This is a genomic window from Streptomyces sp. NPDC052052 (genome assembly GCF_040680455.1).
Taxonomy (GTDB): Bacteria; Actinomycetota; Actinomycetes; order Streptomycetales; family Streptomycetaceae; genus Streptomyces.
Genome location: NZ_JBFAWU010000006.1, coordinates 269,534 through 295,847, shown reverse-complemented (window position 1 = coordinate 295,847; position 26,314 = coordinate 269,534). Strand labels below are relative to the sequence as shown.

Annotated in this window: 23 protein-coding genes; 9 read left to right on the top strand and 14 right to left on the bottom strand. The window is 71.0% G+C overall.

Annotated elements, in window-relative coordinates:
• Positions 1-53: 53 nt before the first annotated feature.
• From AB0L71_RS10080 to AB0L71_RS10050, 7 genes are all read right to left on the bottom strand, one after another.
• The gene (locus AB0L71_RS10080) at positions 54-1,463 is read right to left on the bottom strand and encodes an amidase (RefSeq protein ID WP_365240333.1); all 1,410 of its coding nucleotides are present in this window, start codon (positions 1,461-1,463) and stop codon (positions 54-56) included.
• Positions 1,460-2,686 carry an NADH:flavin oxidoreductase gene (locus AB0L71_RS10075; protein WP_365240331.1) on the bottom strand — a complete coding sequence of 409 codons (1,227 nt, stop codon included), beginning with the start codon at positions 2,684-2,686 and terminating at the stop codon, positions 1,460-1,462. Before AB0L71_RS10075 ends, AB0L71_RS10080 begins: the two co-directional genes overlap by 4 nt.
• A complete protein-coding gene (locus AB0L71_RS10070) occupies positions 2,683-3,696 on the bottom strand; it encodes an ABC transporter ATP-binding protein (protein WP_365240329.1) in 1,014 nt (337 codons plus the stop codon). The genes AB0L71_RS10075 and AB0L71_RS10070 overlap by 4 nt, the downstream gene beginning before the upstream one ends.
• Positions 3,693-4,745, bottom strand: coding sequence for an ABC transporter ATP-binding protein (locus AB0L71_RS10065; RefSeq protein ID WP_365240327.1), 1,053 nt, complete (start codon positions 4,743-4,745; stop codon positions 3,693-3,695). Before AB0L71_RS10065 ends, AB0L71_RS10070 begins: the two co-directional genes overlap by 4 nt.
• Positions 4,742-5,782 carry an ABC transporter permease gene (locus tag AB0L71_RS10060; protein WP_365240325.1) on the bottom strand — a complete coding sequence of 347 codons (1,041 nt, stop codon included), beginning with the start codon at positions 5,780-5,782 and terminating at the stop codon, positions 4,742-4,744. The genes AB0L71_RS10065 and AB0L71_RS10060 overlap by 4 nt, the downstream gene beginning before the upstream one ends.
• Entirely contained in the window at positions 5,769-6,737 is a 969-nt protein-coding gene (locus AB0L71_RS10055) for an ABC transporter permease (protein ID WP_365240323.1), read from the bottom strand. Before AB0L71_RS10055 ends, AB0L71_RS10060 begins: the two co-directional genes overlap by 14 nt.
• A gap of 154 nt (positions 6,738-6,891) precedes the next feature.
• Entirely contained in the window at positions 6,892-8,505 is a 1,614-nt protein-coding gene (locus AB0L71_RS10050; protein ID WP_365240321.1) for an ABC transporter substrate-binding protein, read from the bottom strand.
• A 279-nt stretch (positions 8,506-8,784) separates the two neighbouring features.
• Between AB0L71_RS10050 and AB0L71_RS10045 the strand changes: the two genes are divergently transcribed.
• Complete coding sequence (locus AB0L71_RS10045) at positions 8,785-10,428, top strand: class I adenylate-forming enzyme family protein (protein WP_365240319.1); 1,644 nt, start codon at positions 8,785-8,787, stop codon at positions 10,426-10,428.
• A gap of 130 nt (positions 10,429-10,558) precedes the next feature.
• On the opposite strand, the gene AB0L71_RS10040 is transcribed toward AB0L71_RS10045, so the two are convergent.
• Positions 10,559-11,335 (bottom strand): SDR family oxidoreductase, encoded by a 777-nt coding sequence (locus AB0L71_RS10040; RefSeq protein ID WP_365240317.1) that lies wholly within the window; start codon positions 11,333-11,335, stop codon positions 10,559-10,561.
• Between the two features lie 309 nt (positions 11,336-11,644).
• Here AB0L71_RS10040 and AB0L71_RS10035 point away from each other — a divergent pair, with 309 nt between their 5' ends.
• Entirely contained in the window at positions 11,645-12,520 is an 876-nt protein-coding gene (locus tag AB0L71_RS10035) for an LLM class F420-dependent oxidoreductase (protein WP_365240315.1), read from the top strand.
• On the top strand, positions 12,517-13,014 hold the full coding sequence (locus tag AB0L71_RS10030) for a nuclear transport factor 2 family protein (protein ID WP_365240313.1): 498 nt from the start codon (positions 12,517-12,519) through the stop codon (positions 13,012-13,014). The genes AB0L71_RS10035 and AB0L71_RS10030 overlap by 4 nt, the downstream gene beginning before the upstream one ends.
• Before the next feature lie 64 nt (positions 13,015-13,078).
• Here the strand turns inward: AB0L71_RS10030 and AB0L71_RS10025 are convergent, their stop codons facing one another.
• Positions 13,079-13,999, bottom strand: coding sequence for an SDR family oxidoreductase (locus tag AB0L71_RS10025; protein ID WP_365240311.1), 921 nt, complete (start codon positions 13,997-13,999; stop codon positions 13,079-13,081).
• A gap of 134 nt (positions 14,000-14,133) precedes the next feature.
• Here AB0L71_RS10025 and AB0L71_RS10020 point away from each other — a divergent pair, with 134 nt between their 5' ends.
• The 4 genes from AB0L71_RS10020 to AB0L71_RS10005 are packed head-to-tail and all read left to right on the top strand — an operon-like array spanning position 14,134 to position 17,589.
• The gene (locus AB0L71_RS10020) at positions 14,134-14,889 is read left to right on the top strand and encodes an enoyl-CoA hydratase family protein (RefSeq protein ID WP_365240309.1); all 756 of its coding nucleotides are present in this window, start codon (positions 14,134-14,136) and stop codon (positions 14,887-14,889) included.
• Positions 14,890-14,903: 14 nt separating this feature from the next.
• Entirely contained in the window at positions 14,904-15,752 is an 849-nt protein-coding gene (locus AB0L71_RS10015) for a CoA-transferase (RefSeq protein ID WP_365240375.1), read from the top strand.
• A complete protein-coding gene (locus tag AB0L71_RS10010; protein ID WP_365240307.1) occupies positions 15,749-16,525 on the top strand; it encodes a CoA-transferase in 777 nt (258 codons plus the stop codon). Before AB0L71_RS10015 ends, AB0L71_RS10010 begins: the two co-directional genes overlap by 4 nt.
• On the top strand, positions 16,522-17,589 hold the full coding sequence (locus AB0L71_RS10005; protein WP_365240305.1) for a nitronate monooxygenase: 1,068 nt from the start codon (positions 16,522-16,524) through the stop codon (positions 17,587-17,589). The genes AB0L71_RS10010 and AB0L71_RS10005 overlap by 4 nt, the downstream gene beginning before the upstream one ends.
• 109 nt (positions 17,590-17,698) lie before the next feature.
• Here the strand turns inward: AB0L71_RS10005 and AB0L71_RS10000 are convergent, their stop codons facing one another.
• Complete coding sequence (locus tag AB0L71_RS10000) at positions 17,699-18,352, bottom strand: helix-turn-helix domain-containing protein (RefSeq protein WP_365240303.1); 654 nt, start codon at positions 18,350-18,352, stop codon at positions 17,699-17,701.
• A gap of 278 nt (positions 18,353-18,630) precedes the next feature.
• On the opposite strand from AB0L71_RS10000, the gene AB0L71_RS09995 reads away from it, so the two are divergent.
• Complete coding sequence (locus AB0L71_RS09995) at positions 18,631-20,895, top strand: glycoside hydrolase family 3 C-terminal domain-containing protein (protein WP_365240301.1); 2,265 nt, start codon at positions 18,631-18,633, stop codon at positions 20,893-20,895.
• A gap of 202 nt (positions 20,896-21,097) precedes the next feature.
• Positions 21,098-22,378 (top strand): MFS transporter, encoded by a 1,281-nt coding sequence (locus tag AB0L71_RS09990; protein ID WP_365240299.1) that lies wholly within the window; start codon positions 21,098-21,100, stop codon positions 22,376-22,378.
• Positions 22,379-22,522: 144 nt separating this feature from the next.
• On the opposite strand, the gene AB0L71_RS09985 is transcribed toward AB0L71_RS09990, so the two are convergent.
• Genes AB0L71_RS09985 through AB0L71_RS09970 form a run of 4 tightly spaced genes read right to left on the bottom strand, consistent with a single transcriptional unit; the run spans position 22,523 to position 26,312 of the window.
• Positions 22,523-23,680 carry an acetyl-CoA C-acetyltransferase gene (locus tag AB0L71_RS09985; protein WP_365240297.1) on the bottom strand — a complete coding sequence of 386 codons (1,158 nt, stop codon included), beginning with the start codon at positions 23,678-23,680 and terminating at the stop codon, positions 22,523-22,525.
• Positions 23,662-24,303: a TetR/AcrR family transcriptional regulator gene (locus AB0L71_RS09980; RefSeq protein ID WP_365240295.1), complete on the bottom strand. Its 642-nt coding sequence runs from the start codon at positions 24,301-24,303 to the stop codon at positions 23,662-23,664. Before AB0L71_RS09980 ends, AB0L71_RS09985 begins: the two co-directional genes overlap by 19 nt.
• A gap of 60 nt (positions 24,304-24,363) precedes the next feature.
• The gene (locus AB0L71_RS09975) at positions 24,364-25,149 is read right to left on the bottom strand and encodes an SDR family oxidoreductase (RefSeq protein WP_365240293.1); all 786 of its coding nucleotides are present in this window, start codon (positions 25,147-25,149) and stop codon (positions 24,364-24,366) included.
• A complete protein-coding gene (locus tag AB0L71_RS09970; protein ID WP_365240291.1) occupies positions 25,146-26,312 on the bottom strand; it encodes an acyl-CoA dehydrogenase family protein in 1,167 nt (388 codons plus the stop codon). The genes AB0L71_RS09975 and AB0L71_RS09970 overlap by 4 nt, the downstream gene beginning before the upstream one ends.
• Positions 26,313-26,314: the final 2 nt, after the last annotated feature.

The following is a 26,314-nucleotide window of genomic DNA, read 5'->3' as shown; positions in this document are numbered from 1 at the left end:
CGCATGCGCCGGATCGGTCGGACCCGGCCGCGCCTCCCTCACGTCCTCGATCCTCAAGGCCTCTCCGGGGCGGGCGGGCACCCCCAGGGTGCCGCCTGTTCCAGCTGGGCCGCCAGGGCGAGCAGCACGCCCTCGCCACCGAGGGGCGCGGCGAACTGGACGCCGAGCGGCAGGCCTTCGTGGTCGTGGCCGAAGGGCACGGACATCGCCGGCATCCCGGTCACGTTGTACACACTGGTGAACGCGGAGTACGTGGAGGCGTGCCGGTAGATCGACTCCGGGGCGGCCGTGTCGAGGGCGCCGAGCGGCGGGGTCGGCTGTGCGAGGGTCGGGCTGAGGAGCACGTCGAACTCGTGGAACGCGGCACCGACCTCCCAGCCGATCTCCTGCGCCCGGCGCAGCGCCCGGCTGACATCGGGCGCGGGGAGCCCCCGGTAGGCCTCGTACAGGATGCGGGTGAAGGGTTCGATGTCGTCGTCGGCGAGGGGTCTGCCGAGGAGGTCGAGGCGCGCGTCGATCTGTACGACGAGGTCGGCGCCCATCAGGGTTCCCGAGGTGCGGCCGACGTCGTCCGGCCGGTAACGGGCGGTGGTCTCGACGACCTCGTGCCCGAGGCGTTCGCACAGCAGGCCCGCGGCGCGTGCGGCCCCGGCGGAGTCCGGGTGCACGTCCGGGCCGTCCGGCAGGCCGGTGATCAGGCCGATCCGCAGTCGGCCCGGCTCGCGGCGGGCCAGTTCGGCGAACGGCGCCGCCGGTTGCGGAGCGGCATAGGCGTCGCCGTGCAGCGCTCCCGCGGCGACGTCGAGGAGCAGGGCGCTGTCCCGTACGGTCCTGGTGAGGGCGTGGTGTCCGGAGACGAGGCCCGACAGGGTGGTGGGCCGGGGCGCGGGCGAGACGCGGCCGCGGCTGGGCTTGAGGCCGAACAGTCCGCAGGCCGCCGCCGGGATGCGTATCGATCCGCCGCCGTCGCTGGCGTGCGCGACCGGGACCATTCCGGCCGCCACCGCGGCCGCCGATCCGCCGCTCGACCCGCCCGGCGAATGACCGGTGTTCCACGGGTTGCGGGTGGGGCCGAACAGGGCTGGTTCGGTGGAGGCGTTGAGGCCCAGTTCGGGGGTGTTGGTGGTGCCGAGGACGACCGCCCCGGCGCGCCGGTAACGGGCCACCAGTTCGCTGTCGTGCCGGGCCGTCAGGCCGGCGAAGAGACGGCTTCCGCCGGTCGCCGGAAGGCCCGCGACCTCTGTGCCGAGATCCTTGACGAGCATCGGAACGCCGTGCAGCGGCCCCTCGGGCAGCCCCGCGTCCACCTCGGACCGGGCGGCTTCGAACCGGGTGTGGACCACCGCGTTGAGGCCGGGGTCGAGCTGCTCGATGCGGGCGATCGCCTCTTCGGTGACGGTGCGGACGTCGGTGTCGCCGTTCCTGACCGCTGCGGCCGTGGCGACGGCGTCGGGGCCCCTCACGCCACGTATCCGTTCGCCTTGCCCCAGTTCTGGCGGCGGGGGGTGCTTCGGTCGACCAGGACGCAGCGGGTGCCGGTGAAGTTGGTGGGCATGCACTTGTTGCAGTGGATGCACAGGGACGGCGTACTGGCGTCTTCCCGCAGGCGGTTGACGAGATCGGGTTCGCGCAGCAGGGCCCGGGCCATGGCCACGAACTCGAAGCCCTCGCTCATCGCGAGGTCCATGACGGGCTTGCCGGTGACACCGCCGAGCAGGATCATCGGGAGCTTCACGGCGGCGCGGATCTGCCGGGCGTCCTCCAGCAGATAGGCGTCCTTGTAGGGGTAGCTGTGCAGGAAGCGCTTGCCGACCGTCTTCACGCCGAGCTTGATCGGCTGCGGCATGATCTCGGCGAACTCCTTGAGCGGAGCGTCGCCCTTGAACAGGTACATCGGGTTGAGCAGGGAACTGCCGGCGGTCATCTCCAGGGCATCGACGGTGCCGTCCTGTTCGAACCACTGCGCCACCGGGATGGCCTCGTCGAGCCAGAACCCGCCGGGCACCCCGTCGTCCATGTTCATCTTCGCGATGACCGCGATGCGGCCGCCGACCGCGTCGTGGACGGCCCGCATGATCTCCCGGGCGAACCTGGCCCGGTTCTCCAGGCTGCCGCCGTACGCGTCGGTGCGCCGGTTGATCCGGGGGCTGAGGAAGGAACTGGCCAGGTAGTTGTGGCCCAGGTGCACCTCGACGGCGTCGAAGCCCGCCTCGATGGCGCGGCGTGCGGCCTCGGCGTGCGCCTCGACGATGCGCTGGATGTCGGCGACGGACGTCTCGTGGGCCCAGTTGAGGGAGGTGGCGTGGAAGTGCTTCGTCGGGGAGAGTGCCGGGGCGCCGTTGCCCTTGGGGTTGGCGACGGGGCCGCCGTGGCCGATCTGCGCCGAGACGGCGGCGCCCTCGGCGTGCACGGCGTCGGTGAGTACGCGCAGGCCCGGCATCGCCTCGTCGGTCCAGTAGATCTGGTGCCGGTCGGTGCGCCCCTCCTTGGCGACCGCGCAGTAGGCGACGGTCGTCATGCCGACGCCGCCGCGGGCGTAGGCGACGTGGAAGTCGACGAGGTCCTTGGTGACCAGGGCCTTGTGGCTGAGCCCCTCGTAGGTGGCGGCCTTGATGATGCGGTTGCGGAGCCGGACGGGGCCCAGTTCGGCGGGGGCCAGGACGTCGGGTTTCTCGGTGGCGGTCATGCGTGGTTCCTCCTCGGTTCGGCGTGGTGGCAGGCGATCCGGTGTCCGGGATGGATCTCCCGCAGCGGGGGCTCCTCCCCGGCGCACAGTGCGGTGGCGAGCGGGCAGCGGGTACGGAAACGGCAGCCCGACGGCGGGTCAAGGGGTGAGGGAAGTTCGGCCGCCGGTACGGAGTCGGCGTCCGGGAGGTCCGGGGCGCCCGGCACGCGGGGCAGGGAGGCGAGCAGCAGCCGGGTGTAGGGGTGGGCGGCCTCGTGCTCCATTCCGTCGGAGGGCAGTACCTCGCAGACCTTGCCGAGGTACATCACCATGACGCGGTCGCTGATGTTCTTCACCACGGACACGTCGTGGGCGATGAAGACCATGCTCAGTGCGCGCCGACGGGCGGTCGCCTCCAGGAGATTGAGGATCTGGGCCTGTACGGACACGTCCAGACTGGACACGGGTTCGTCGCAGATCAGCACCTCGGGGTCGAGCATCAGGGCCCGTGCTATGCACACCCGCTGGCATTGGCCGCCGGACAGTTCGTGCGGCCTGCGCTCCCGTACGGTCCCGGGGTCGAGGCCGACATCGCGCAGCGCCGCGTCGATCCGTTCGTCCTTGTCGCGGGTGTCGCCGCCGGTCCCCCAGATCGACGGGCCCTCCCACAGCAGGTCCTTGACCTTGCGGCGCGGGTTCAGGGCGGAGACCGGGTCCTGCATGATGATCTGCATCCGGGACCGGGCCCGGCGCAGTTCCTTGGGGGCGAGGCCGGTGAGTGTGACCTCACCGAGGCGGACGGTGCCCGAGTCCGGGGGCGGCAGCTGGATCAGCGAGCGGCCGACGGTGGACTTGCCGCAGCCCGACTCGCCCAGGATGCCCAGGGTCTCCCCCGCCGCGACCTCCAGCCCCACGCCGGAGACGGCGTGCACCTTGCGGCCGCGCCCGGCCGGGAACTCCACGACGAGGTTCTCCGCGGTCAGTGCGAGAGGCCGGTTCCGTGGCGTGACGGCGTGGTCGGTGATCGTCATACGGCGGCCTCCTCGGCGGCGCCCAGCGGGTGGTGACAGGCGACGACGACGCCGGCGTCGCGATCTCCGGGGTACGGGGCGAGTCCCGGTGCGTCGGTGACGCACCGGTCCGTGGCCGCGCCGCAGCGCGGGGCGAACCGGCATCCGGGCGGCGGGTTCAGCAGATCGGGCGGGCTGCCCTCGATGGTGGGCAGCAGCGTGTGCGGGGGAAGGTCGAGGCGCGGGATGGAGGCGATCAGGGCACTGCTGTAGGGGTGCCGGGGGCGCTCGAAGACGGTCGCGGTGTCCGCGTACTCGACGAGGCGGCCCGCGTACATGACCGCGACCCGGTCCGTGCGGCCCGCGATGGTGCCGAGGTCGTGGCTGATGAGGATGGTCGCCATGCGCAGTTCCTCGGCCAGCGACTGCAGCAGGTCCAGGATCTGCTTCTGGACCGTGACGTCGAGTGCGGTGGTCGGTTCGTCGGCGATGAGCAGCCGTGGGCCGCAGGCCAGGGCCATGGCGATGACGACGCGTTGCCGCATGCCGCCGGAGAGTTCGTGCGGGTACTGGCCGGCGCGCCGGGCCGGTTCGGGGATGCCGACCTGCCGGAGCAGGTCGACGGCCCGTTCCTGGGCCTCGGTGCGGCTCAGGCCGAGGTGCAGCCGGACGCTCTCGGACAGGTGCGTGCCGATCTTCTTGACCGGGTTCAGGGAGGTCATCGGGTCCTGGAAGACCATGGCGACCTCGGTGCCCCAGAGCGCACGCCGTCCGGCGGGGGTAGTTGCGTGGACGTCCTTGCCGCCGAGCAGGACGGTGCCGGACACGGTGGTGCCGGGGCTGTTGGTGATCAGGCCCATGAGGGTGCGGCCGAGGACGGACTTGCCCGATCCGGACTCGCCGACGATGCCGAGGGTCTCGCCCTCGGACAGGGTCAGCGAGACGCCGTCGACGACCTGCATCAGGCCGCGGCCGGTGTGGAAGGCAGTGCGTACGTCGGTGGCGCTCAGCAGGGGCGCGTCGGTGCCCGTCGCGGATGCCGGAGCGCCGGACGTGGGTGTGGTGGTCACAGTTTCACGCTCCGGGAGTCCCATCGGCCTCGCGCCTTCTCGCCGACGATGTTGAAGGCGAACACGGTGAGGAAGAGGAAGGCGCCGGGCACGAGCACGATGTGCGGGTGCGCCTGGAAGACCCGTCCCTCCGCCTCGGCGATCATGTTTCCCCAGGTGGGTTCGGGTGGCTGGATGCCGAGTCCGAGGAAGCTGAGGGAGGCTTCGGCGACGATCAGGACCGAGATCATCACCACGGCCAGGGACAGCAGGGGCAGCAGGACGTTGGGCAGCAGTTCGCGCAGAAGGATGCGGGAGCGTGTGGCACCCATGGCGCGGGCCGCGACGACGAACTCCCGGTTGGCGTACGCCATCGTGGTGGCACGGGCGAGCCGAACCATGCCGGGGATGGTGAGCAGTGACAGGGCGAGGGCGACGTTGCGCAGGCGTGGCTCGAGCACGGTCGCGAGCGCGATGAGCAGGATGAGCGGGGGCACGGCGAGCAGCGAGTTGGTCGCGATGCCCACCGCCCGGTCGACGGTCTTCTGGAAGTAGCCCGCCACCATGCCGATGGCACCGCCGACCACGGTGCCGATGGCGACCGCGGACAGGGAGATGAGCAGCGAGGAACGGGCTCCGTACAGGGACCGTGCCAGCAGATCGAGACCGAAGGCGTTGGTGCCCAGTGGGTGGGTGCCGGTGAACGTCGGGGTGGCGAAGACCGGTTCGACGACGGTGCTCGCGACGTCACGGTCCTCGGCGAGCGGCAGCCACGGGGCGAACAGGATCGCGAGGCCGAGCAGCACGAGCCAGCCCACGCCGAACCAGAACACGAGGTCGAAGCCTGGGCCCGCCCATCGTTTGCCGAGCCGGGAAGCACCGTTGAACGACATGCCGAGGCCGAGCAGCACGACGGCCGCCTTGGCGGGCGGGACGAGCTGGGCTGTCGTCGCACCGAACACCAGCAGGACGAGGCCGACGACGGTGAGGGCCACGGCGGCGAGCAGGGGAAGCGGGAGAGCGGTCCGCGTGCGCGGAGCGATGTCAGAGATGGACACGTCGCGTCCTCGGGTCGAGATAGCCGTAGGAGAGGTCGATGCCGGCGTTGATCACCACGTAGATCACGGCGATGGTGAGCACGGCGCCCTGGACCATCGGATAGTCGCCCTGGCCCGCGGCGTTGACGACGAGCGTTCCCATGCCTGGCAGGGAGAAGAGGTACTCCACGACGACGGTGCTGCCGATCAGCCGGCCCAGGCTCAGTCCGAGCAGGGTGACCAGGGAGAACGAGGAGGGGCGCAGGGCATCGGTGAACAGGATGCGCAGCGGGTTCATGCCCTTGGCGCGGGCCGCGAGGATGTAGTCCTCCCGCAGGGTCACGATCAGGTCGCTGCGCAACACCCTGGTGAACATGGCGAGTTCGGCCAGGGCGACGGTCAGTGCCGGCAGGAAGGCGTGGTGCAGGTTGCCCAGCAGGTCGCCGTCGCCGAGCCGTACCCATTCGGAACGCGGGAACCAGCCGGCCGAGTCGACCAGCAGGAGGGTCAGCAGCAGACCGGCCAGGAAGCCGGGCACGGACAGCACGCCGAACGTGCCGGCGCCGATGATGCGGTCGGCCACCGATCCTTCCCGGTACGCCGACCACATGGCCAGCGGCACCGCGATCAGCAGCGCGATGAGCAGTCCGAGCACCGCGATCTCGCAGCTGACGGGCAGCGCAGACAGCACTCGGTCGGTGACGTCGCTCTGCGGGGGTACGACGGAGTGGCCGAGGTCTCCGGTGAGTGCGCTGCCCAGCCAGTGGAAGTAGCGGGTGACCAGCGGCTGGTCGAGACCGAGGTCATGGCGGAGCTCGGCGTACTCGGAGGGCGCCCGGCCCGCCCCGAGGATGTCGACCGCGGGGTCGCCGGGCAGCAGGACCACCAGGGAGAACACCCCGATGCTCGCGATGAGGAGAACGCCCACCAGTTCCACGGCCCTGAGGGCCAGTCGGCGCAGTGCGGCAGCACTCATGATTCCTCCAGATCTGCCGGTGGCGACATGCGGGTCGACGGGATCGGCACCGCGGTGCGATGCCGCTGTGCGGGGACGGGCCGGGAAGCCCGGGGCGGTGTCCCGGTGGGCCGGAGCCCGGCGGGGACCGCCCCGGAATCCCGGGGCGGTGGGGTCACTTGCTGATCCATGCCTCGCCGAAGAGAGCCATGTACTCGTCGGTGGGCACGATGCCGTGCACGTTGTCGCCCCATGCGGTGAAGCCGGCGCTGGCGCCGAGGTTCACGACCGGGACGTCCTCGTTGACGAGCTTCTGGATGCCGTCGAGAATTTGCTGCGTCTCCGCCTCACCGGTGGCGCCCTGCAACTGGACGAGCAGCTTGTCCATCTCCGGGTTGGCGTAGCCGCCGGGGTTCCCGTAGCTCGTGGAATTCAGGAAGCTCTGCAGCCGGTGGTACGGATCGCTCTCGGAGACGCTCAGCGCAGCACGGCTGATGTCGAAGTCGTGGTCCACATAGGTCTTCGCCACCCGGTCGGCGATCGAGGAGACCAGGTCGAGCTTCACCTTGAATCCGACCCGCTCCAGCATGGCCTTGGCGACGACCGCCTTGGACCGGGCGACGGGGTCGGTGCCGTCCATGTAGGTGACGGTGCCGTCGTAGCCGTCCTTCTTGGCCTCTGCGACGAGCTTCTTCGCCTTCTCGAGGTCGATACCGACGGGCTTCACCTCGGAGTGCCAGCGCGACTCGGGCGGGAAGATCTCCTGCCCCGGCAGGCCCTTGCCGTCATAGGAGCGCTCGGTGTCGAGGTCGGGGTCGAGTGCCAGGGCCATCGCCTGGCGGACCCGCAGGTCCTCGCCGGGCCTGCCCTTGCGGGCGTTGATGGTGACCATGTTGCCGAGGCTGGTCAGGGTCAGTTCTCCGCAGTGCTTCTCCTTCACGGCGTCGTCGACCACGTCGGGGCCGCGCATGTACGCCACGTCGGCCGTGCCGTCGTTGAGCGCCTCGAGCTTGGAGCGGTCGGCCTGCGGCCAGGTGAAGCGCAGCGCGTCGAGGTAGGGCGCGCCCTTCCAGTAGTTCTTGTTCGCCTTGAGGACCATCTCCTCCTGGGGGGCGTACTTGTCCAGGGTGAAGGCACCGGCCCCGATGGGCTTGAACGTCTTTCCCGCGTAGGCGGCGGGGGCCACGATCATGCCGGGCGCCTGGGCGAGCATCGCGGGGAAGGTGGCCCAGGCGCTGCGGAGTGTGAAGACGACGGTGGAGTCGTCCGTGGCCTCCATCTTCGCGAGGTTCGGGGCGAGCAGCGCCGTGTCGGCGCCCTTGTTCTTCTGGTACCACTCGATGCTGGCCGTCACGGCCTTCGCGTCGAGCGGCGTGCCGTCGGAGAACTTCACTCCGTCGCGGAGCTTCAGGGTCCAGGTCTTGGCGTCGTCGCTGCTCTCCAGTGACTTGGCCAGCCACGGCTCGTACTTCTTGGCGGCGGTGTCGTAGCGCATCAGCACGTCGTAGACGGCGGCGAGTGCGGAGCCGCCGGAGGCGCCGGTGGCGTAGGTGACGGCGGGGCTGAGGCTGCGGGCCTCGGCGTAGTCCGCGAAGTGCAGGGTGCCACCCCGGACCGGTTCGCCGTTGTCGGACTGCTTGCAGGTGCTGCCGAAGACGTAGCGGCCTCGCTCGGTCTTCTGTGACTTGCTGCTGCCCCCGTCATCGGTCGAGGCGCATGCGGAGGTGAGTATCGCCGAGGCGGCGAGTGCGGCTGCGAGCCGTACTCTCGCCCGTGGTGCTCGCTTCATGTGTTCCTCCAGTAGTCCGGCGGCACAGGAGAGGAAGGGACCGGGGCCGGATCAGGTGGAGGGAACGTACGGTCAGTGAATCCGGCCGACGTGATCTATCCCACTCACTGGGAACCGGCGGCACACCTCTTGCGACCGGGGTGCGGCGGTTCCGTCTGCGGCTCCGTCGTGACACGGTGTCCCAGTGACTGGAACCGGCCGGGGAGCCGAAGCTCGACATGGGCCAACACTGGCCCCGAAAAGCGATCCAGTGGAGTTCCGACGCACCAGGAGTCCCCGATGCCAAGCGAATCCGATCACCGCTCTTCCGCCCTCGCCCGCGCGGCCGAGCTCACCGGCCCGGGAGGCCGGTTCGAGCTCAGCGAAGACGACGTGCTGGGCACCCGGTTGCCGGTGTTCGCCCACCGGCAGCGGGCTCTGCACGAGGTGCTGCACGCGTCCGTCGTGCACTCCGACCGGTATTACATAGTCACCCCGGACCGCCGGATCACCTTCGCCGAGCATGCGGCGCAGGTCTCCTCGCTGGCACACGTGCTGCGCGAGGAGTACGGCATCGCCAAGGGCGACCGGGTGGCCATCGCCGCGGCGAATTCCGCCGAGTGGATCCAGACGTTCTGGGCCACGGTGTCGATCGGCGCGGTGGCCGTCGGGTTCAACGCCTGGTGGTCGGCGCGCGAGATGGAGCACGGCCTGCAGAACGCGGCGCCCTCTCTCGTGGTGGCCGATGCCAGGCAGTCGGCGAAACTGTCCGGCTGCGGCGTCCCGGTGCTGTCCCTGGAGGACGACATCAGCCGCTTCCTGACGGCGTTCCCCGACGCGCCGCTGCCGTCCGCCGATGTCGCCGAGGACGACCCGGCCGTCATCCTGTACACCTCGGGCACCTCGGGCCGCCCCAAGGGCGCCGTGCACACCCATCGCAATCTGCTGGCGGTCGTCGAGTACCACCGGCTGAACGACGCCCTGCTGCAGGCGTACGGCGACCCGACGGCCCCCGAGGACCGCGTGTATCTGCTGGCGATGCCGCTGTTCCACATCGCGAGCCTGCACAATCTGGCCGTGCCGCGGCTGGCCACCGGCAGCCGGATCGCCCTGCATCAGGGTGCCTTCGATGCCGACGCGGTGCTGAGCATGATCGAGCGGGAACGCGTCACCAACTGGGGCGCGGTACCCACGATGGCCCATCGGCTGCTCGAACACGGCCGGGCCCACGAGTACGACACGTCGTCGCTGACGGCGTTCGCGCTGGCTTCGGCGCCGTCGTCGACCGAGTTCAAGGAGCGGCTGCGGCAGCAGTTGCCGTTCGCGAAGAACTCGCTCGTGGACAGTTACGGCCTGACCGAGACCTGCACCGCCGTCGCCGCGGCGAGCCCGCCGGAGCTGGCGGCGGCACCGGGCACCCTCGGCCGGCCCATCCTCGGCGTGCGGCTGGAAATCCGCGATCCGCTCGGCGAGGTCCTCGGCGAGGGAGAGGAGGGCGACGTCTGGGTCCGCAGCATGTTCAACATGCTGGGCTACTGGAATGACCCCGCGGCCACCGAGAACACCATCGGTGAGGATCGCTGGCTGCGCACCGGCGACCTGGGACAGCTGCGCGAGGGACGGCTGTATCTCAGCAGCCGCCGCTCCGACCTGATCATCCGCGGTGGCGAGAACGTCTACCCCGCCGAGATCGAGACGGTGCTCGCCGAGCACCCGGACGTCAGGGAGTGCCTGGTCCTCGGTGTGCCGCATTCGGACCTCGGCCAGGAGGTGGCCGCTGTCGTGGTGCTCAAGCCCGGTTCGACGGTCACCGAGGAGACGCTGCAGGAGTACACGGCGAACGAACTGGCCTATTTCAAGGTCCCGAAGCGCTGGCGGCTCACCACCGACGAACTGCCGCGCAACGCCACCGGCAAGGTGATCCGGCCCAAGGTCCAGATCTGACTCCGGGTGCTACGGGTGCTCCGGGTGCCCGACGGTGGATGCCACCGGTGCTCCGGCCGCGTGACGCGGTGGGAGCACCGGTGGCATCCGTCTGTGGAGCCGGTCTCGGAGGTCCGGGGGTGACGGTTTCTCAGAAGACGCGAGGTCCGCGCAGCGTGACTTCGGCGCCGCCGTCGACATAGAGCACCTGCCCGGTGACGTGGCCGTTGTCCTTCGATGCCAGGAACAGGACGACCCGGGCCACGTCCTCGGGCTCCAGATAGCCGTTGAGCGGCATGGGGACCGCCGCGTCCATGATCTTCTTCATGGCCGGGTCGTCGAAGAGCCCCGCGGTCATCGGCGTGCGCACGATGCCGGGCGAGACCACGTTCACGGGGATTCCGGCATCCGCCCAGCCCTCGGACACCGCCGTGCGCCGCGCCCACTGGGCGAGCGCCGCCTTGGACGAGGGGTAGAGCTGCTGCGCGCGGCCGTCGGCGACGGCTCGCTCGGCGTGCTCCAGGGCCGTGTTCTCGTCGGCGTCCAGGCAGGCTGCGACGACGTCCGCGTCACCGGGGTGGGTGGCGTCGATGGAACCGATGAGGACGACCCGGGGCTGTTCGGCCGCGGCGAGCGCCGGCCTCAGCGCCGTCACGAACTCGGTGGTGCCGAAGTAGTTGACCGTCACCATCGCCAGTCCCGGCACGGCGGTGCCGGCGCAGGTGACGACCGCGTCCACCACCCCGTCGGCCGCCTCGAAGGCCGCCGCCGCGGCTGCGGCACGGCCGTCCGGGGTGGACAGGTCCGCTTCGATCTCGCCTCCTCGCAGATCCACCCCGATCACGCGGTCCCCCTGGGCGCGGAGCAGGGTGGTGAGGGCGGCGCCGATCCCGGAACCGGATCCGGTGACGACGACAGTGCGCTGCATGGGTACTCCTCAGGTCGCGACGGTGCTCGGGGAAAGGACCCCGTCCGGCGGGCCGGCAGGCACCACGCGGGTGGGGCTGCTGCTCCGGCGGACGGGTTCCGTACCGCACCGTAGGCACTGCGGCCCCGGCCGGGCGTGCGCACTCCCGGTGACCGGGCGGTCCGCCCTGGCCCGGGCACCAGGCGACCTGCCCCGCCCGGTGTCGGCCCAGGAGCGCGGCCTCCCGCCTACCGGGACGGAGCCTGCGGGCGCGGGGGGCAAGGACTTGGATGGTCTTTTCTGCCACGTTCCGTCCGAGAAAGGTGCCCCATGCGGATCGGCATCAACAGTCCCATCGTCACGGCCGTTCCCGGCGTGCATTCCCCGTGGGAGCGCGCCGCCGGCATCGAGGAGCTGGGGGCGGTCGCCGAGGCCGCCGACCGGCTCGGCTTCGACCATCTGACCTGCTCCGAACATGTCGCGGTGCCCGCGGAGATCGCAGAGGAGCGCGGCGGGACGTACTGGGACCCGCTCGCCACCTTCGGATATCTCGCCGCCCGGACCCGCAGGATCCGGTTCGCCACCCAGGTGCTGGTGCTCGGCTATCACCATCCGCTGGCCATCGCGAAGCGTTACGGCACGCTGGACCGTGTCTCGGGCGGGCGGCTGGTGCTGGGGCTCGGCGTGGGCAGTCTGGAGGAGGAGTTCCGGCTGCTCGGTGCGGCCTTCGCCGGACGGGGCGCGGTCGCCGACGACGCGATCGCGGCGCTGCGCGGCTCCCTGTCGCGCCGTGAACCCGCATACCACGGTGAGCACTTCGACTACGAGGGGTTCGTGGTGGAGCCGCACGCCGTGCAGGACCGGGTGCCGCTGTGGATCGGTGGCCGTACCCCGCGTTCGCTGCGCCGGGCCGTGACCCACGGCGACGGCTGGGTGCCGTTCGGGCTCCCGCTCGACCGGTTGCGCGAGATGGTCGACGCGGCCTCGCTCCCGGAGGGCTTCGAGGTGATTCTGAGCGCGGGCCGCCCGCTCGATCCGTCCGGAGACCCGGACGGCACGTCCAAGGCGCTGCGGAAGGTGTCGGAGGCCGGTGCCACCCTGGTCAGTGTGTCGTTGGCCGCCGAGTCGTCGGGCCACTACGTCGAACAGCTGGAGGCGCTCGCCGGGCTCGCGGGCACCGTGGCGGTCGAGGAGGGGCGGGCATGAACGAGGACCGGCTGGCCGCCGTCGAGGCGCGCCTGAGGCAGCTCGAGGACGAACGTGAGATCGCCCGGATCATGGCCTCCTACGGGCCGCTGGTCGACGGTGGCGAAGCGGACGCTGTCGCCGCGCTCTGGGCCCCGGACGGTGTCTACGACATCGACGAGATCTTCCTGGCCGGCCGGGAGCAGATCCGCGAGATGGTGCGGTCCCCCGCCCACCAGGGCTGGATACGTCAGGGCTGCGCGCATGTCGTGGGGCCGCCCCACATCACGGTCGACGGCGACGAGGCGGTCGCGGTGTGCCACTCGCTGATGGTGGTGCACGAGGAAGGCCGGTACGTGGTGCGCCGGGCCACCGCCAACCACTGGCGGATGCGGCGTACGGATTCCGGCTCCGGATGGCAGGTGGTCACTCGGACGAACCGGATTCTGGACGGGCGGCCGGAGTCCCCCGCCCTGCTGGTCGACGGGGTGCGTGGGGTACCGGCCCGCGGCTGAGGAACCGATAAAGCGGCGAGGCGGTGGTGGTCACCGCCTCGCCGCATCGCGTTCCCGTGCCGGGTCAGCGCGCGCCGTACACCGGCTGCGGCGTCCGGGACGCGGCGAGCAGCTCGACCGCCGTCGCACCGGCCTCGGCCGGAGTCCAGCGGGCGCCCTTGTCGGCGGTGGGGCCCGGCTGCCAGCCCTCCATCACGGTGATCCGGCCGGCCTCGGCCTCGAAGACCCGGCCGGTCACACCGGCGGACGCGGCGGAGCCCAGCCACACGACGAGCGGTGAGACGTTCTCCGGCGCCATGGCGTCGAACTCTCCCTCCCCGGGCGCCGTCATGGTCTCGGCGAAGGTCTCCTCGGTCATCCGGGTGCGGGCGGCCGGGGCGATGGCGTTGACCTGGACCCCGTAGCGGCCCATCTCGGCTGCGGACACCAGGGTCAGGCCGAGGATTCCCGCCTTGGCCGCGGCGTAGTTGCCCTGGCCGACGCTGCCCAGAAGACCCGCCCCGGAGCTGGTGTTGATGACCCGGGCCTCGGGCGTCCGGCCCGCCTTCGCCTCGGCGCGCCAGTGCGCCGCCGCGTGCTTGAGCGGGAGGAAGTGTCCCTTGAGGTGGACGCGCATCACCGCGTCCCAGTCGTCCTCGTCCAGGTTCACGAGCATCCGGTCGCGGAGGAATCCGGCGTTGTTGACGAGTGTGTCGAGCCGGCCGAAGGTGTCGAGCGCGGTGGCGACGAGGGAGGCCGCGCCCTCGGTGGTGGCGATGTCGCCCCCGTGCGCGACGGCCTCGCCGCCGGATGCCCGGATCTCATCGACGACCTGCTGCGCGGGGCCGGAACCGGCTCCGGAGCCGTCGAGGCCCACGCCGAGGTCGTTGACCACGACCCGGGCCCCCTCGGCCGCGAAGGCCAGGGCGTGTGCGCGGCCGAGTCCGCGGCCGGCGCCGGTGACGACGACGACGCGTCCGGAGCACAGGGCGGTGGGTGAGGTCATGGCAAATGTCCTTCCGGTTGGGGCGAAAGCGCGGGGCGGTCGTACCGCTCAGTGGCATGACGCCCTCCCGCGGCGTCCACATCACTGCTACCTTCACCTAACAAACGTTTGATGGAAAGGTAGCTGATCTGCTCATGGGTGTCTCCACCTCCGTCCCGGAAGAGGGCGTCGCGCTCGTCACCGTGGACTTCCCCCCGGTCAACGCCCTGCCGGTGCAGGGCTGGTACGACCTGGCCGCCGCGGTGCGCGCCGCCGGAGCCGACCCGAAGGTCCGCTGCGTGGTGCTCGCCGCCGAGGGCCGCGGCTTCAACGCAGGCGTGGACATCAAGGAGATGCAGCGCGCCGAGGGGCACGAGCCGCTGATCGGCGCCAACCGGGGCTGCTACGAGGCGTTCGCCGCGGTCTACGACTGCGAGGTTCCCGTGGTCGCCGCCGTGCAGGGCTTCTGCCTGGGCGGCGGCATCGGCCTGGTGGGCAACGCGGACGCCATCGTGGCCGCCGATGACGCGGTCTTCGGCCTCCCGGAGCTGGACCGCGGTGCGCTCGGCGCGGCCACGCATCTCGCCCGGCTCGTCCCTCAGCACCTGATGCGGACGCTGTACTACACCTCGCGCACCGTGACGGCCGAGGAACTGCACCGGCACGGCTCGGTGTGGCAGGTGGTCCCGCGCGAGGGGCTGACGGCTGCCGCCCTCGAACTGGCGCGGGAGATCGCCGCCAAGGACGGCTACCTGATCCGGCTGGCCAAGGCCGCCATCAACGGAATCGATCCGGTCGACGTACGCCGCAGCTACCGGTTCGAGCAGGGCTTCACCTTCGAGGCCAATCTCAGCGGCGTCGCCGATCGCGTGCGCGACACCTTCGGCACGGACAAGGAGAAGCATTCGTGACACAGGACAAGACGATGACGGCCGACGATGTCGTCGACCGTCTGGAGAGCGGCATGACGATCGGCATCGGCGGCTGGGGCTCGCGCCGCAAGCCGATGGCCCTGGTACGAGCGATGCTGCGCTCGGACCTCACCGACCTGACCGTGGTCTCGTACGGCGGCCCGGACGTCGGTCTGCTCGCGGCCGCGGGGAAGATCCGCAAGCTGGTCACGGCGTTCGGAACGCTCGACTCCATACCGCTCGAACCGCACTTCACCGCCGCCCGGCAGCGCGGCGCGTTCGAGATGGTCGAGCTCGACGAGGCCATGCTCATGTGGGGTCTGACCGCCGGGGTGCACCGGCTGCCCTTCATGCCGGTACGGGCCGGACTCGGTTCGGACGTGATGAGGGTCAACCCGTCGCTGCGCACCATCACCTCGCCGTACGACGACGGCGAGGAACTGGTCGCGGCACCGGCGCTGCGTCTGGACGCCGCCCTGGTCCACCTGAACCGTGCCGACGCGCAGGGCAACGGCCAGTACCTGGGCCCCGACCCGTACTTCGACGACCTGTTCTGCGAGGCCGCCGACCACGCGTACGTCTCCTGCGAGCGGGTCGTCGACACCGCCGACCTGCTCAAGGACCAGGGGCCGCAGACCCTTCTGGTCAAGCGCCTGTTCGTGGACGGGGTCGTCGAGACGCCGAACGGCGCGCACTTCACGTCCTGCGAGCCCGATCACCCCCGCGACGAGGCCTTCCAGCGCGCCTACGTCCGGGCCGCCCGCGACCCCGAGGAGTGGCGGGCCTTCCACGAACGGTTCCTGTCCGGGGACGAAGCCGCCTACCAGGCCGCCGTCACGGCGTTCCACCAGGAGGAAGCATGAGCGCCACCGAAACCGGGACCCCTACGGCGACCCGTGCCGACTACTGCGTGGTGGCCTGCGCCGAGGCGTGGCGGAACGCCGGCGAGGTTCTCGCCAGCCCGATGGGCACCGTCCCGACGATCGGGGCGCGTCTGGCGAAACTCACCTTCTCGCCCGATCTGCTGCTGACCGACGGCGAGGCCATGCTCATGGGCGAGGTGCCGGCGGTGGGCGTGAAGCCGGGGATCGTCGAGGGCTGGCTGCCGTTCCGCCAGCATCTCTCGCTCACCGCCACCGGCCGTCGGCACGTGATGATGGGCGCCAGCCAGATCGACCGGCACGGCAACCAGAACATCTCCTGCATCGGCGACTGGGCCAGGCCCGCACGGCAACTGCTCGGGGTACGCGGCGCTCCCGTCAACACCCTGAACAACCCGACCAGTTACTGGGTTCCCAAGCATTCGTCCCGGGTGTTCGTCGAACACGTCGACATGGTCAGCGGCGTCGGATACGACCGGGCCGCGGCGGCCGGTCCGTCCGCGACCCGCTACCACCGGATCCCCGAAGTCATCACCAATCTGGGCGTCTTCGACTTCGAGACCCCCGACCGCTCGATGCGGCTGCGTTCCCTGCACCCGGGAGTCACCGTCGAACAGGTCGTCGAGGCCACCGGTTTCGCCCTCACGGTCCCCGACGAGGTGCCCTTCACCCGCGAGCCCTCCGAGGCGGAACTTCGGCTGATCCGCGAGGTCATCGACCCGAAGGGGCTGCGCGAGCGCGAGGTTCCGGCATGACCGGCGCCACGGCCTTGCCGACCGCACTCACCGAACTGACCGGGGTGCGGTATCCGATCGTGCAGACCGGAATGGGCTGGGTGGCCGGCCCTCGCCTCGTGTCCGCCTCGGCGAACGCGGGGGCGCTCGGGATCCTCGCGTCCGCGACGATGAGCGTCGAGCAGTTGCGCGCAGCGGTCCGCGAGGTCAGATCCCGTACGGACGCGCCCTTCGGCGTCAATCTGCGGGCGGACGCGACGGACGCCGGTGACCGGGTGCAGATCATCATCGACGAGGGGGTGCGGGTGGCGTCCTTCGCGCTCGCGCCGTCGAAGGACCTGATCACCCGGCTCAAGGACGCGGGCGTCGTCGTCATCCCGTCCGTCGGGGCCCAGCGGCACGCGGAGAAGGTCGCCGCGTGGGGCGCCGACGCGGTGATGGTGCAGGGCGGCGAGGGCGGCGGCCATACCGGGAACGTGGCCACCACCGTGCTGCTCCCCCAGGTCGTGGACGCCGTCGACATCCCGGTGATCGCGGCCGGCGGCTTCCACGACGGCCGCGGTCTGGTCGCCGCACTCGCCTACGGGGCGGCCGGCATCGGCATGGGCACCCGCTTCCTGCTCACCTCCGACAGCACCGTCCCCGATGCGGTGAAGGCGAAGTACCTGGCCGCCACCGTCAAGGACGTCACCGTCACCACCCAGGTGGACGGGCTGCCGCACCGCATGCTGCGTACCGCCATGGTCGACTCGCTGGAGCGTTCCGGCCGTGCCGCCTCGCTGCTGCGGGCGCTGCGGCACGCCTCGGCCTTCCGGAAGGAGTCCGGTGCAAGCTGGTCCCAACTCGTCCGTGACGGACTGGCAATGAAGCACGGCAAGGAGCTGAGCTGGAGTCAGGTCCTGCTGGCCGCCAACACGCCGATGCTGCTGAAGGCGTCCATGGTCGAGGGGCGCACCGACATCGGGGTGATGGCCTCGGGCCAGGTGGCCGGGCTGATCGAGGACCTGCCGTCCTGTTCGGAACTGGTCGAGCGAATCATGGCCGAGGCGCAGGAGGTGCTGAAGCGGCTCCCGGCCGCCGGCTGAGTGCCTGTCGGTCACCGACAGGCACTGCGGGGAAGGTGTACCTGCCCGAGGGGGCGGCCCGGACGGGCCGCCCCCTCGGCGTTTCGGTCCGTCAGGCATGCGCCGCCGGTCAGGACGGAGTCGCCTGCGTGGCGGACTCGTCCTTCGGGGCGATCTGCGCCTCTGCCGCCCGGCCTTCCAACAGCTTCCAGAAGTAGGCGAGATGGTCCGCCATGTCGATCTCGGAGTCGTACATCCACTGCGTCTGCAAGCCGTCGAGCAGGGCGAAAACAATGACCGCCAGCTTGTCGGTGTCCAGCTCGGCGGTCAGGGTGCCGGCGGTCTGCAGCTTCCGCATCGCCTCGGAGCCCGCGGTACGGGCAGCGAGGTAGCGGTCACGGAAGTACGCGTGGGCGGGATGATCGGGTTCGGCGGCTTCCGAGGAGAACCGCGAGTAGAGCTGTACGAGTCCCGGAACCTGCGCGTTGTGGCGCAGCAGCGCTGCGATTGCCGCTGCCAGGTCGGGCGGGGTGTCGCCGGTCTCTCCGGTGACGTCGTCGATCACGCGGCGGTCCAGTTCGTCACGGCGGCGCAGGATCTCGATGAAGAGCTGCTCCTTGGTGCCGAAGTAGTGCAGCAGTCCGGCCTGGCTCAGACCGACCGCTCGCGCCAGCTCGCGCACGGTCGCGCCGCCGTATCCGACGTGCGCCACGATGTCGAGCGCCGTGTTGAGGATCTCCTCACGCTTGGCAATGCCTTTCGCGTACGAACCACGTCGAGCCATGGGTACGACTCTACGTCACGTCGAATCACGTGCCGGACCCCTTGCCAGGCGAAAACCGAGCGTCGTACAGTTTTCGTTGTCGACGGGTGGGTCGGCCGCATACCCCTCGGTATGTCCTGCCTTTTCCCTGCCTGACCAGGGGCTCGCCGACGCCGAGGGTGGCCATGGGGTGCGCGTCGGGGGCGTGCGAGCCCCGCCGCGCCTCCGGCACGCCCGTGGCATGTGCCGCAGCCCTCTGTCGCCGCACCGCAAGGCCCGCTCTACCCGAGGAGACCCCCGTGACCACTCTTGACCCCGCTTCCCTGTCGCGCGCGGAGCAGGCCGCCCTGGGCAGCGGCGCGGACTTCTGGAGCACGAAGCACGTCGGCACGGTTCCGTCCCTGACCCTGACCGACGGGCCCCACGGGGTGCGACGTCAGTCCGGCGCCGGCGACCACCTGGGCATCGAGGGAAGCGAGCCCGCGACCTGCTTCCCGCCCGCGGTCGGCCTCGGCCAGAGCTGGGACGCGGACCTCGTGCGCAGGGTGGGCCGGGCCCTGGGGGTGGAGAGCCGCGCCCTCGATGTCGACGTGCTGCTCGGCCCCGGCGTCAACATCAAGCGCGACCCGCGCTGCGGCCGGAACTTCGAGTACTACTCCGAGGACCCGTACCTGACCGGCACGCTCGCCGCCTCCTGGGTGGAGGGCCTGCAGAGCACCGGTGTCGGCGCCTCCCTCAAGCACTTCGCCGCCAACAACACCGAGCACGACCGCATGCGGTCCAGCTCCGACGTGGCACCGCGCCCGCTGCGCGAGATCTACCTGCGCGCCTTTCAGCACGTGGTGCAGAAGGCGCAGCCGTGGACGGTGATGTGCTCCTACAACCGCATCAACGGCACGTACGCCTCCGAGAACCACTGGCTGCTCACCCAGGTGCTGCGCGACGAATGGGGCTTCGACGGGGTCGTCGTCAGTGACTGGGGCGCCGTCCAGGACCGCGTCAAGGCGGTCGCCGCCGGTCTCGACCTCGAGATGCCCGGCACCGGCGGGATCACCGATGCCCAGGTCGTCGACGCGGTCGAGGCGGGCACCCTGGACGAGGCCGCCCTCGAAGGCGCCGCCGGCCGCATGGTCGCGCTCGCCGCGAAGGCCGAGGCCGGACGAGCCGTGTATGCCGCCCCGTTCGGCCCTGCGGTCCACCACGCACTCGCTCGCGAGGTCGCGGCCCGCTGCGTCGTCCTGCTCAAGAACGACCCGGTCGACGCGGAGCCGGTGCTCCCGCTGACCGCGGGCCGTTCCCTCTCGGTGATCGGCGAGTTCGCGCAGACCCCGCGCTACCAGGGCGGCGGCAGCTCACACGTGAACCCCACCCGCGTCGACATCCCGCTGGACGAGATCCGGGCCCTGGCCGGTTCCGCCGACGTCACCTTCGCCCCCGGCTTCACCACCGACGGCACCGGCGACGAGGCGGCCCTGCGCGACGAGGCGGTCCGGGCCGCGGCCGCGGCCGACACGGCCGTGCTCTTCCTCGGCCTCGCCGCGCACCAGGAGTCCGAGGGCTTCGACCGCGACCACATCGAACTTCCCGCCGACCAGCTGAAGCTGCTCGACGCGGTGGTCCGCGCCCAGCCGCGTACCGTGGTCGTCCTCTCCCACGGCGGCGTGCTGCGCCTGGCCCCCGTGGCGGCCCACGCGCCCGCCGTCCTGGACGGAGCACTGCTCGGCCAGGCCGGCGGCGGGGCGCTGGCCGATGTGCTGTTCGGCCGGGTCAACCCGTCGGCACGCCTCACCGAGACCGTCCCGGTCCGCATCCAGGACACCCCCGCCTACCTGGACTTCCCCGGCGAGCACAGCCACGTCGCCTACGGCGAGGGCCTGTTCGTCGGCTACCGCTGGTACGACGCCCGCGACATGTGGGTCACGTTCCCCTTCGGGCACGGCCTGTCGTACACCTCGTTCACCTACTCCGACCTGCACGTACGAGCCGACGCCGACGGCATCACCGCGAGCGTCGCGGTCACCAACACCGGCGACCGCGCGGGCCAGGAGGTCGTGCAGTTCTACGTGGCGAAGCCGGACTCGTCCGTCGCCCGCCCGCCGCAGGAGCTCAAGGGCCACGCGAACGTCACCCTCGCCCCGGGCGAAACCGAGCGCGTGACCGTTCTCCTGGACCGCCAGGACCTGGCGTACTGGGACATCCGCGCCGAGCGCTGGATCGTCGAGGACGGCACCTACGAGGTGCGGGCCGCCGCCTCCAGCCGGGACATCCGCGCGACGGCGATCGTCGAGGTGGCGGGTGACGCACTCGTGCTGCCTCTCACCCTGGACTCGACCCTGGGCGAGGCGATGGCCGCCCCGGGTGCCGCCCAGATCCTGGGCTCCCTGTTGCCGATCCCCCAGCCCGCCGCGGACAGCGACACCCTGGGCGTCGACCTGGCCCGGATGATGGCCTCCATCCCCGTCCGCCGCCTGGTCAACTTCGCGCGCGGCGCGGTGACCCTGGACGACCTGGACAGGCTCCTCGCCCACCTCAACGAGGCGCGGGACAACGCCGACCAGGCCTGACCTTCCCGTGGGGCGGAGCGCCGCCCCGCCCCACGGGCGCCGGGGCCACGCCAAGGGGTGCGCGCCGGCAACCAGCCACACCACCGCCGCCTCACCGGTGACGGCATGACCCGTACGGCACCCGTACACCGCTCCACCGAAACCCGCTGTTCAGCGTTCCGCTCAGTGCACCTCATCCTCCCCGCACGACAACGAGGTCGTCATGACTACTGCACCCGCCGAACCCGGCTCCTCGCCGTCCGTCTCCCCGGACGGTCTCCCCGACGGCACCCGCCCTCCGGGGGAACGGCGACTGCTGGCCGGCCTGATGGCCAACAGCGTCGCCCTGTACGCCGTGTACGGCGCGGTCCCCGCGGTCCTCCTGGCCAACCTGGTGGCGGACGTGGCCCCCGGCTCGAAGTCCACCTCCCTGGGCATCATCAGCGCCATCGGCGCGTTCGGCGCCATGCTGGCCAACCCGATCGCCGGTGCGCTCTCCGACCGCACCCACGGACGCTTCGGCCGCCGCGCCCCCTGGATGGCGGGCGGGGCGCTGCTCGGCGGGCTCTCACTGATCGCGGTCGGTGTCGGGAACAACCTGCTGTGGATCGGCGTCGCCTGGACCCTGACGCAGATCTTCCTCAACGGTCTGCAGGCCCCCCTGACCGCGGTCATTCCCGACCGCGCACCCGAGAACCGGCGTGGCCTGTTCTCCTCCGCCGCCGGCCTGGCCCAGATGGTCGGCGCCGTCGCCGGTACCGCCGTCGCTGCCGCGTTCGCGGACGCCCTCGGAGTCGGATTCGCGGTCTTCGGCGTCCTGGTCATCCTCGGCACCGCGGTCTTCCTCCTGCTCAACCGCGAGCCGGCCGCCGCCGCTCCGCAGGGTGAACCGTTCCGCTGGAAGGCCTTCTTCGCCGGATTCTGGGTCAGCCCCCGCCGCCATCCCGACTTCGGCTGGGCCTTCCTCGGCCGCTTCCTGATGGTCCTCGGGTACTACTGCGTCTTCTCGTACCAGCTGTACGTGCTCGACGACTTCCTGGGACTGACGCGCGACCGGGCCAACGACCTGGTGCCGCTGCTGAGCCTGACGATGATGCCGGGGCTGATCGTGATGATCGTGGTGTCCGGGCCGTGGTCCGACCGCGTCGGACGGCGCAAGCCTTTCGTGATCGCGGCCAGCCTGGGCATGGCCGTGTCGCTCGTGCTGCCCCTGGTGATGCGCAGTGAAGCGTCGATGTTCGCGTACGCGGTGCTGTCGGGGCTCGCGTTCGGGGTGTACATGGCGGTCGACACGGCGCTGATGACGCAGGTCCTGCCGCGCGCCGACGCCGCCGCGAAGGACATGGGCGTCCTCAATGTCGCGAACGCCCTGCCGCAGGCACTGGCTCCGGCTGTCGCCGCGGGCGTCATCGGCATCGGCGGCTACCGGTCGCTGTTCGCCGCCGCCATCGTCCTGGTGGTTCTCGGCGCGTTGAGCATCGTGCCGATCCGGTCCGTGCGCTGACCGACCGGGACGTCGTCCCGCTCCGGGCCGGAAGGCCGCGGGTGGGCGCGCCCCGGTCACGGGCAGCGGACCGATCGGACCCGGCGCCGCGGGGAGCAGCTTCCTGGCTGTTCCCCGCGGCGTACTCGTTTCGTCGCCCGGATCTCAGAGGCGTTCGATGATGGTGACGTTGGCCTGGCCGCCGCCCTCGCACATGGTCTGGAGGCCGTAGCGTCCCCCGGTGCGCTCCAGTTCGTGCAGCAGGGTCGTCATCAGCTTGGTGCCGGTGGCGCCGAGCGGGTGGCCGAGCGCGATGGCTCCGCCGTTGACATTGACCTTCTCCGGGTCGGCGCCGGTCTCCTTCAGCCAGGCCAGGACGACCGGTGCGAAGGCCTCGTTGATCTCGACGAGGTCCATGTCGTCGATGGACATGCCGGCCTTCTTGAGCGCGTACGCCGTCGCCGGGATCGGCGCCGACAGCATCCGGATCGGGTCCTCGCCGCGCACCGACAGGTGGTGGATGCGAGCGCGCGGGGTCAGGCCGTGTTCGGCGACGGCCCGTTCGGAGGCGATGAGCAGCGCGGAGGCGCCGTCGGAGACCTGCGAGGACACTCCGGCGGTCAGCCTGCCGCCCTCGACGACCGGCTTGAGGCCCGCCATCTTCTCCAGCGACGTGTCGCGGCGCGGTCCCTCGTCGGTGGTCACGTCGCCGTAGGCGACGGTCTCGCGCGCGAAACGGCCCTCGTCGATGGCGCGAATGGCCCGCTGGTGCGAGCGCAGCGCGAACTCCTCCATGGCCTCGCGGGTGATCCCCCACTTCTCGGCGATGAGTTCGGCGCCGTGGAACTGGTTGACGGGCGCGTCGCCGTAACGGGCACGCCAGCCCACGGATCCCGCGTACGGGCCGTCGGTGAGCCCGAGGGGTTCGGCGGCCTGGCGGCTGGCGAAGGCGATCGGGATCATCGACATGTTCTGGGTGCCGCCCGCGACGACCAGGTCCTGGGTGCCGGAGAGCACGCCCTGGGCGGCGAAGTGGACGGCCTGCTGGGACGAGCCGCACTGACGGTCGACCGTGGTGCCGGGCACCTCCTCGGGCAGACCGGCGGCGAGCCAGGCGGTGCGGGCGATGTCCCCGGCCTGCGGGCCGACGGTGTCGAGGCAGCCGAAGACGACGTCGTCGACGGCGGCCGGATCGGCTCCGGTGCGCTCGAACAGCGCCTTGATGACATGGGCGCCGAGGTCGGCGGGGTGGACTGCGGACAGTCCGCCCTTGCGCCGGCCGACGGGGGTGCGGACTGCTTCGACTATGTAGGCCTCGGCCATGACTGCTCCTTCGTGAGAGGGCGGTGCGGTGCGGTTCGGTTCGGTGTGGTGACGCCTTCCAGGACCATGGACAGGTACTGGCGGGCGATCTCCTCCGGGCTGTGGGCGCCCCCCGGTCGGTACCAGGAGGCGGCCACCCAGACGGTGTCGCGGACGAATCGGTAGACGAGGCGGACGTCCAGGTCCTTACGGAAGACCTGTTCGGCGACGCCTCGTTCGAGCGTGCGCAGCCAGGCGTTCTCGAATTTCGCCTGGGAGTCGGAGAGGTAGGTGAAACGCGGCTGGACGGAGAGGTGCTTGGACTCCCTCTGATAGATGGCGACGGCGGGGCCGTGGCGGTCTATCTGCCGGAAGGACTCGGTGACGAGCGCCCCGATGGTCTCCCGCGGTCCGAGCCCGGCGGCGAGGACGGTGTCGTACCCCGCCCAGAGTTCGGACAGGAAGGCCGAGAGGATCTCGTCCAGCATCGACTCCTTGGAGTCGAAGTGGTAGTAGAGGCTGCCCGCGAGCAGCCCGGCGGCATCCGCGATGCGGCGGACGGTGGTGGCGTTGTAGCCCTGGGCGGCGAACACCCCGGCCGCGATGGCCAGCAGTTCACCGCGGCGCTCGGTGGAGGAACTCACCGGGTGGCGTCCCGGACCGTGCCGTCACCGGCCCTGCCGTTCCCGGGTCCGGTCATCGGCTCAGGCCCTCTGGCTGCTGACGGAGACGGTCTCCCCGGTCATGTACGAGGAGTAGCCGCTGGCCAGGAAGACGATGACATTGGCGATCTCCCACGGCTCGGCGTACCGGCCGAACGCCTCGCGTTCGGTGAGTTCGGCGAGGAGTTCGGGGGTGGTCACCTTCACCAGGTGCGGGTGCATGGCGAGGCTGGGGGCGACGGCGTTGACGCGTACGCCGAAGTCCGCGGCCTCCAGGGCGGCGCACCGGGTCAGCGCCATGACGCCGGCCTTCGCGGCGGCGTAGTGGGCCTGACCGCGCTGGGCCCGCCAGCCGATGACCGAGGCGTTGTTGACGACGATGCCGCCGCTGTTCTGTGCCTTCAGGCGGCGCAGGGCCGCGCGGGTGCAGCGGAAGGTGCCGCCGAGGGTGACATCGAGGACCTTGGACCACTGGTCGTCGCTCATGTCCACGAGGTCGGCGGTACCGCCGAGACCGGCGTTGTTGACGACGATGTCGAGTCCGCCGTGGCGCTCGGCCGCGAGTGCGAAGAGGGCCTCGACCTGTTGTTCGTCGGTGACGTCGCAGGGCAGACCGGCGACGTTGTCCGCGCCGAACTCCTCGGCGAGGGCGGCCGCGCTCTCCTTGAGGCGGCGCTCGTGGGCGTCACCGATGACGACCCGGGCGCCTTCTTCGAGGAATTTGCGCGCGGTCGCTCCGCCGATCCCGGCACCCGCGGCGGCGGTGATCACCGCACTGCGTCCGTCCAGGAGGGAGTGCCCCGGTACATAGGGCGGCTGGGTGGTCACGGGCGGATCTCCTTGGGGAGGCCGAGGACGCGCTCGGCGATGATGTTGCGCTGGATCTCGTTGGATCCGGCGTAGATGGTGTCGGAACGGGAGAAGAGGAACAGCCTCTGCCAGTCATCGAGTTCGTACGGCTCCCCTTCGGCGAGCATGCCACCGGCGCCCAGCACGCTCATGGCGAGTTCGCCCAGTTCGCGGTGCCAGGTGGCCCAGAAGATCTTGCCGATGGACGCTTCGGGTCCGGGTGCGCCCGCCGCCACGCCGTCGAGCATGCGCAGGGCGTTGCAGCGGATGGTCTCCAGCCCCGTCCAGGCGCGGGCGAGCCGGTCACGGATCAGCGGATCGTCGACGGCGCCGTTGCGTCGGGCCAGGTCGATCAGTGTTTCCAGCTCGCGCCGGAAACCGACCTGCTGGCCGAGGGTGGAGACGCCACGTTCGAAGCCGAGCGTGGCCATGGCCACGCGCCAGCCGTCGCCCGGGGCGCCGACGATGTTCTCGGCAGGGGTGCGGGCCCCGTCGAAGAAGACCTCGTTGAACTCGGAGGTGCCGGTCAGCTGAGTGATCGGGCGGACCTCGACGCCGGGCCCGTCGAGCGGGACCAGAAGGTAGGACAGGCCCTGGTGCCGTGACGAGCCGGGCTCGGTGCGGGCCACCACGAAGCACCACTGCGACTCGTGGGCGAGTGACGTCCAGATCTTCTGCCCGTTGATCACCCAGGAGTCACCGTCGCGCTCGGCCCTGGTGCGGACGTTCGCCAGGTCGGATCCTGCGTCGGGCTCGCTGTAGCCCTGGCACCACAGTTCCTCGACCGCGACGATCGGCGGCAGGAAGCGGGCCCGCTGCTCGGGTGTGCCGAAGGCCACCAGGGTCGGACCCAGCAGTTGTTCGCCGATGTGGTTGACCCGGGCGGGCGCGTCGGCGAGGGCGTACTCCTCATGGAAGGCGACCTGTTGCTCGATGGTGGCGCCCCGGCCGCCGTACTCCACGGGCCAGCCGACACAGGTCCATCCGGCGGCTGCCATGTGCCTTTCCCAGGCAAGCCGTTCGGCGAAGGCCTCATGCTCACGTCCCGGTCCGCCGCGGCCCCGTAGGTCCGCGAAGGCACCGGTGAGATTGGCGGCCAGCCAGCCGCGGATCTCGGTGCGGAACTCCTCGACGCTGCTCATGG

What these genes read in the sequence shown, in the direction of transcription:
- AB0L71_RS10010 (WP_365240307.1), top strand. Translation starts at nt 15,749, where the DNA reads ATGAGCGCCACCGAAACCGGGACCCCTACGGCGACCCGTGCCGACTAC.
- AB0L71_RS10075 (WP_365240331.1), bottom strand. Translation starts at nt 2,686, where the DNA reads ATGACCGCCACCGAGAAACCCGACGTCCTGGCCCCCGCCGAACTGGGC.
- AB0L71_RS09970 (WP_365240291.1), bottom strand. Translation starts at nt 26,312, where the DNA reads ATGAGCAGCGTCGAGGAGTTCCGCACCGAGATCCGCGGCTGGCTGGCC.
- AB0L71_RS10025 (WP_365240311.1), bottom strand. Translation starts at nt 13,999, where the DNA reads ATGACCTCACCCACCGCCCTGTGCTCCGGACGCGTCGTCGTCGTCACC.
- AB0L71_RS10040 (WP_365240317.1), bottom strand. Translation starts at nt 11,335, where the DNA reads ATGCAGCGCACTGTCGTCGTCACCGGATCCGGTTCCGGGATCGGCGCC.
- AB0L71_RS09985 (WP_365240297.1), bottom strand. Translation starts at nt 23,680, where the DNA reads ATGGCCGAGGCCTACATAGTCGAAGCAGTCCGCACCCCCGTCGGCCGG.
- AB0L71_RS10015 (WP_365240375.1), top strand. Translation starts at nt 14,904, where the DNA reads ATGACGGCCGACGATGTCGTCGACCGTCTGGAGAGCGGCATGACGATC.
- AB0L71_RS09990 (WP_365240299.1), top strand. Translation starts at nt 21,098, where the DNA reads ATGACTACTGCACCCGCCGAACCCGGCTCCTCGCCGTCCGTCTCCCCG.
- AB0L71_RS10055 (WP_365240323.1), bottom strand. Translation starts at nt 6,737, where the DNA reads ATGAGTGCTGCCGCACTGCGCCGACTGGCCCTCAGGGCCGTGGAACTG.
- AB0L71_RS10005 (WP_365240305.1), top strand. Translation starts at nt 16,522, where the DNA reads ATGACCGGCGCCACGGCCTTGCCGACCGCACTCACCGAACTGACCGGG.
- AB0L71_RS10020 (WP_365240309.1), top strand. Translation starts at nt 14,134, where the DNA reads ATGGGTGTCTCCACCTCCGTCCCGGAAGAGGGCGTCGCGCTCGTCACC.
- AB0L71_RS10045 (WP_365240319.1), top strand. Translation starts at nt 8,785, where the DNA reads ATGCCAAGCGAATCCGATCACCGCTCTTCCGCCCTCGCCCGCGCGGCC.
- AB0L71_RS10070 (WP_365240329.1), bottom strand. Translation starts at nt 3,696, where the DNA reads ATGACGATCACCGACCACGCCGTCACGCCACGGAACCGGCCTCTCGCA.
- AB0L71_RS10000 (WP_365240303.1), bottom strand. Translation starts at nt 18,352, where the DNA reads ATGGCTCGACGTGGTTCGTACGCGAAAGGCATTGCCAAGCGTGAGGAG.
- AB0L71_RS10050 (WP_365240321.1), bottom strand. Translation starts at nt 8,505, where the DNA reads ATGAAGCGAGCACCACGGGCGAGAGTACGGCTCGCAGCCGCACTCGCC.
- AB0L71_RS10030 (WP_365240313.1), top strand. Translation starts at nt 12,517, where the DNA reads ATGAACGAGGACCGGCTGGCCGCCGTCGAGGCGCGCCTGAGGCAGCTC.
- AB0L71_RS10035 (WP_365240315.1), top strand. Translation starts at nt 11,645, where the DNA reads ATGCGGATCGGCATCAACAGTCCCATCGTCACGGCCGTTCCCGGCGTG.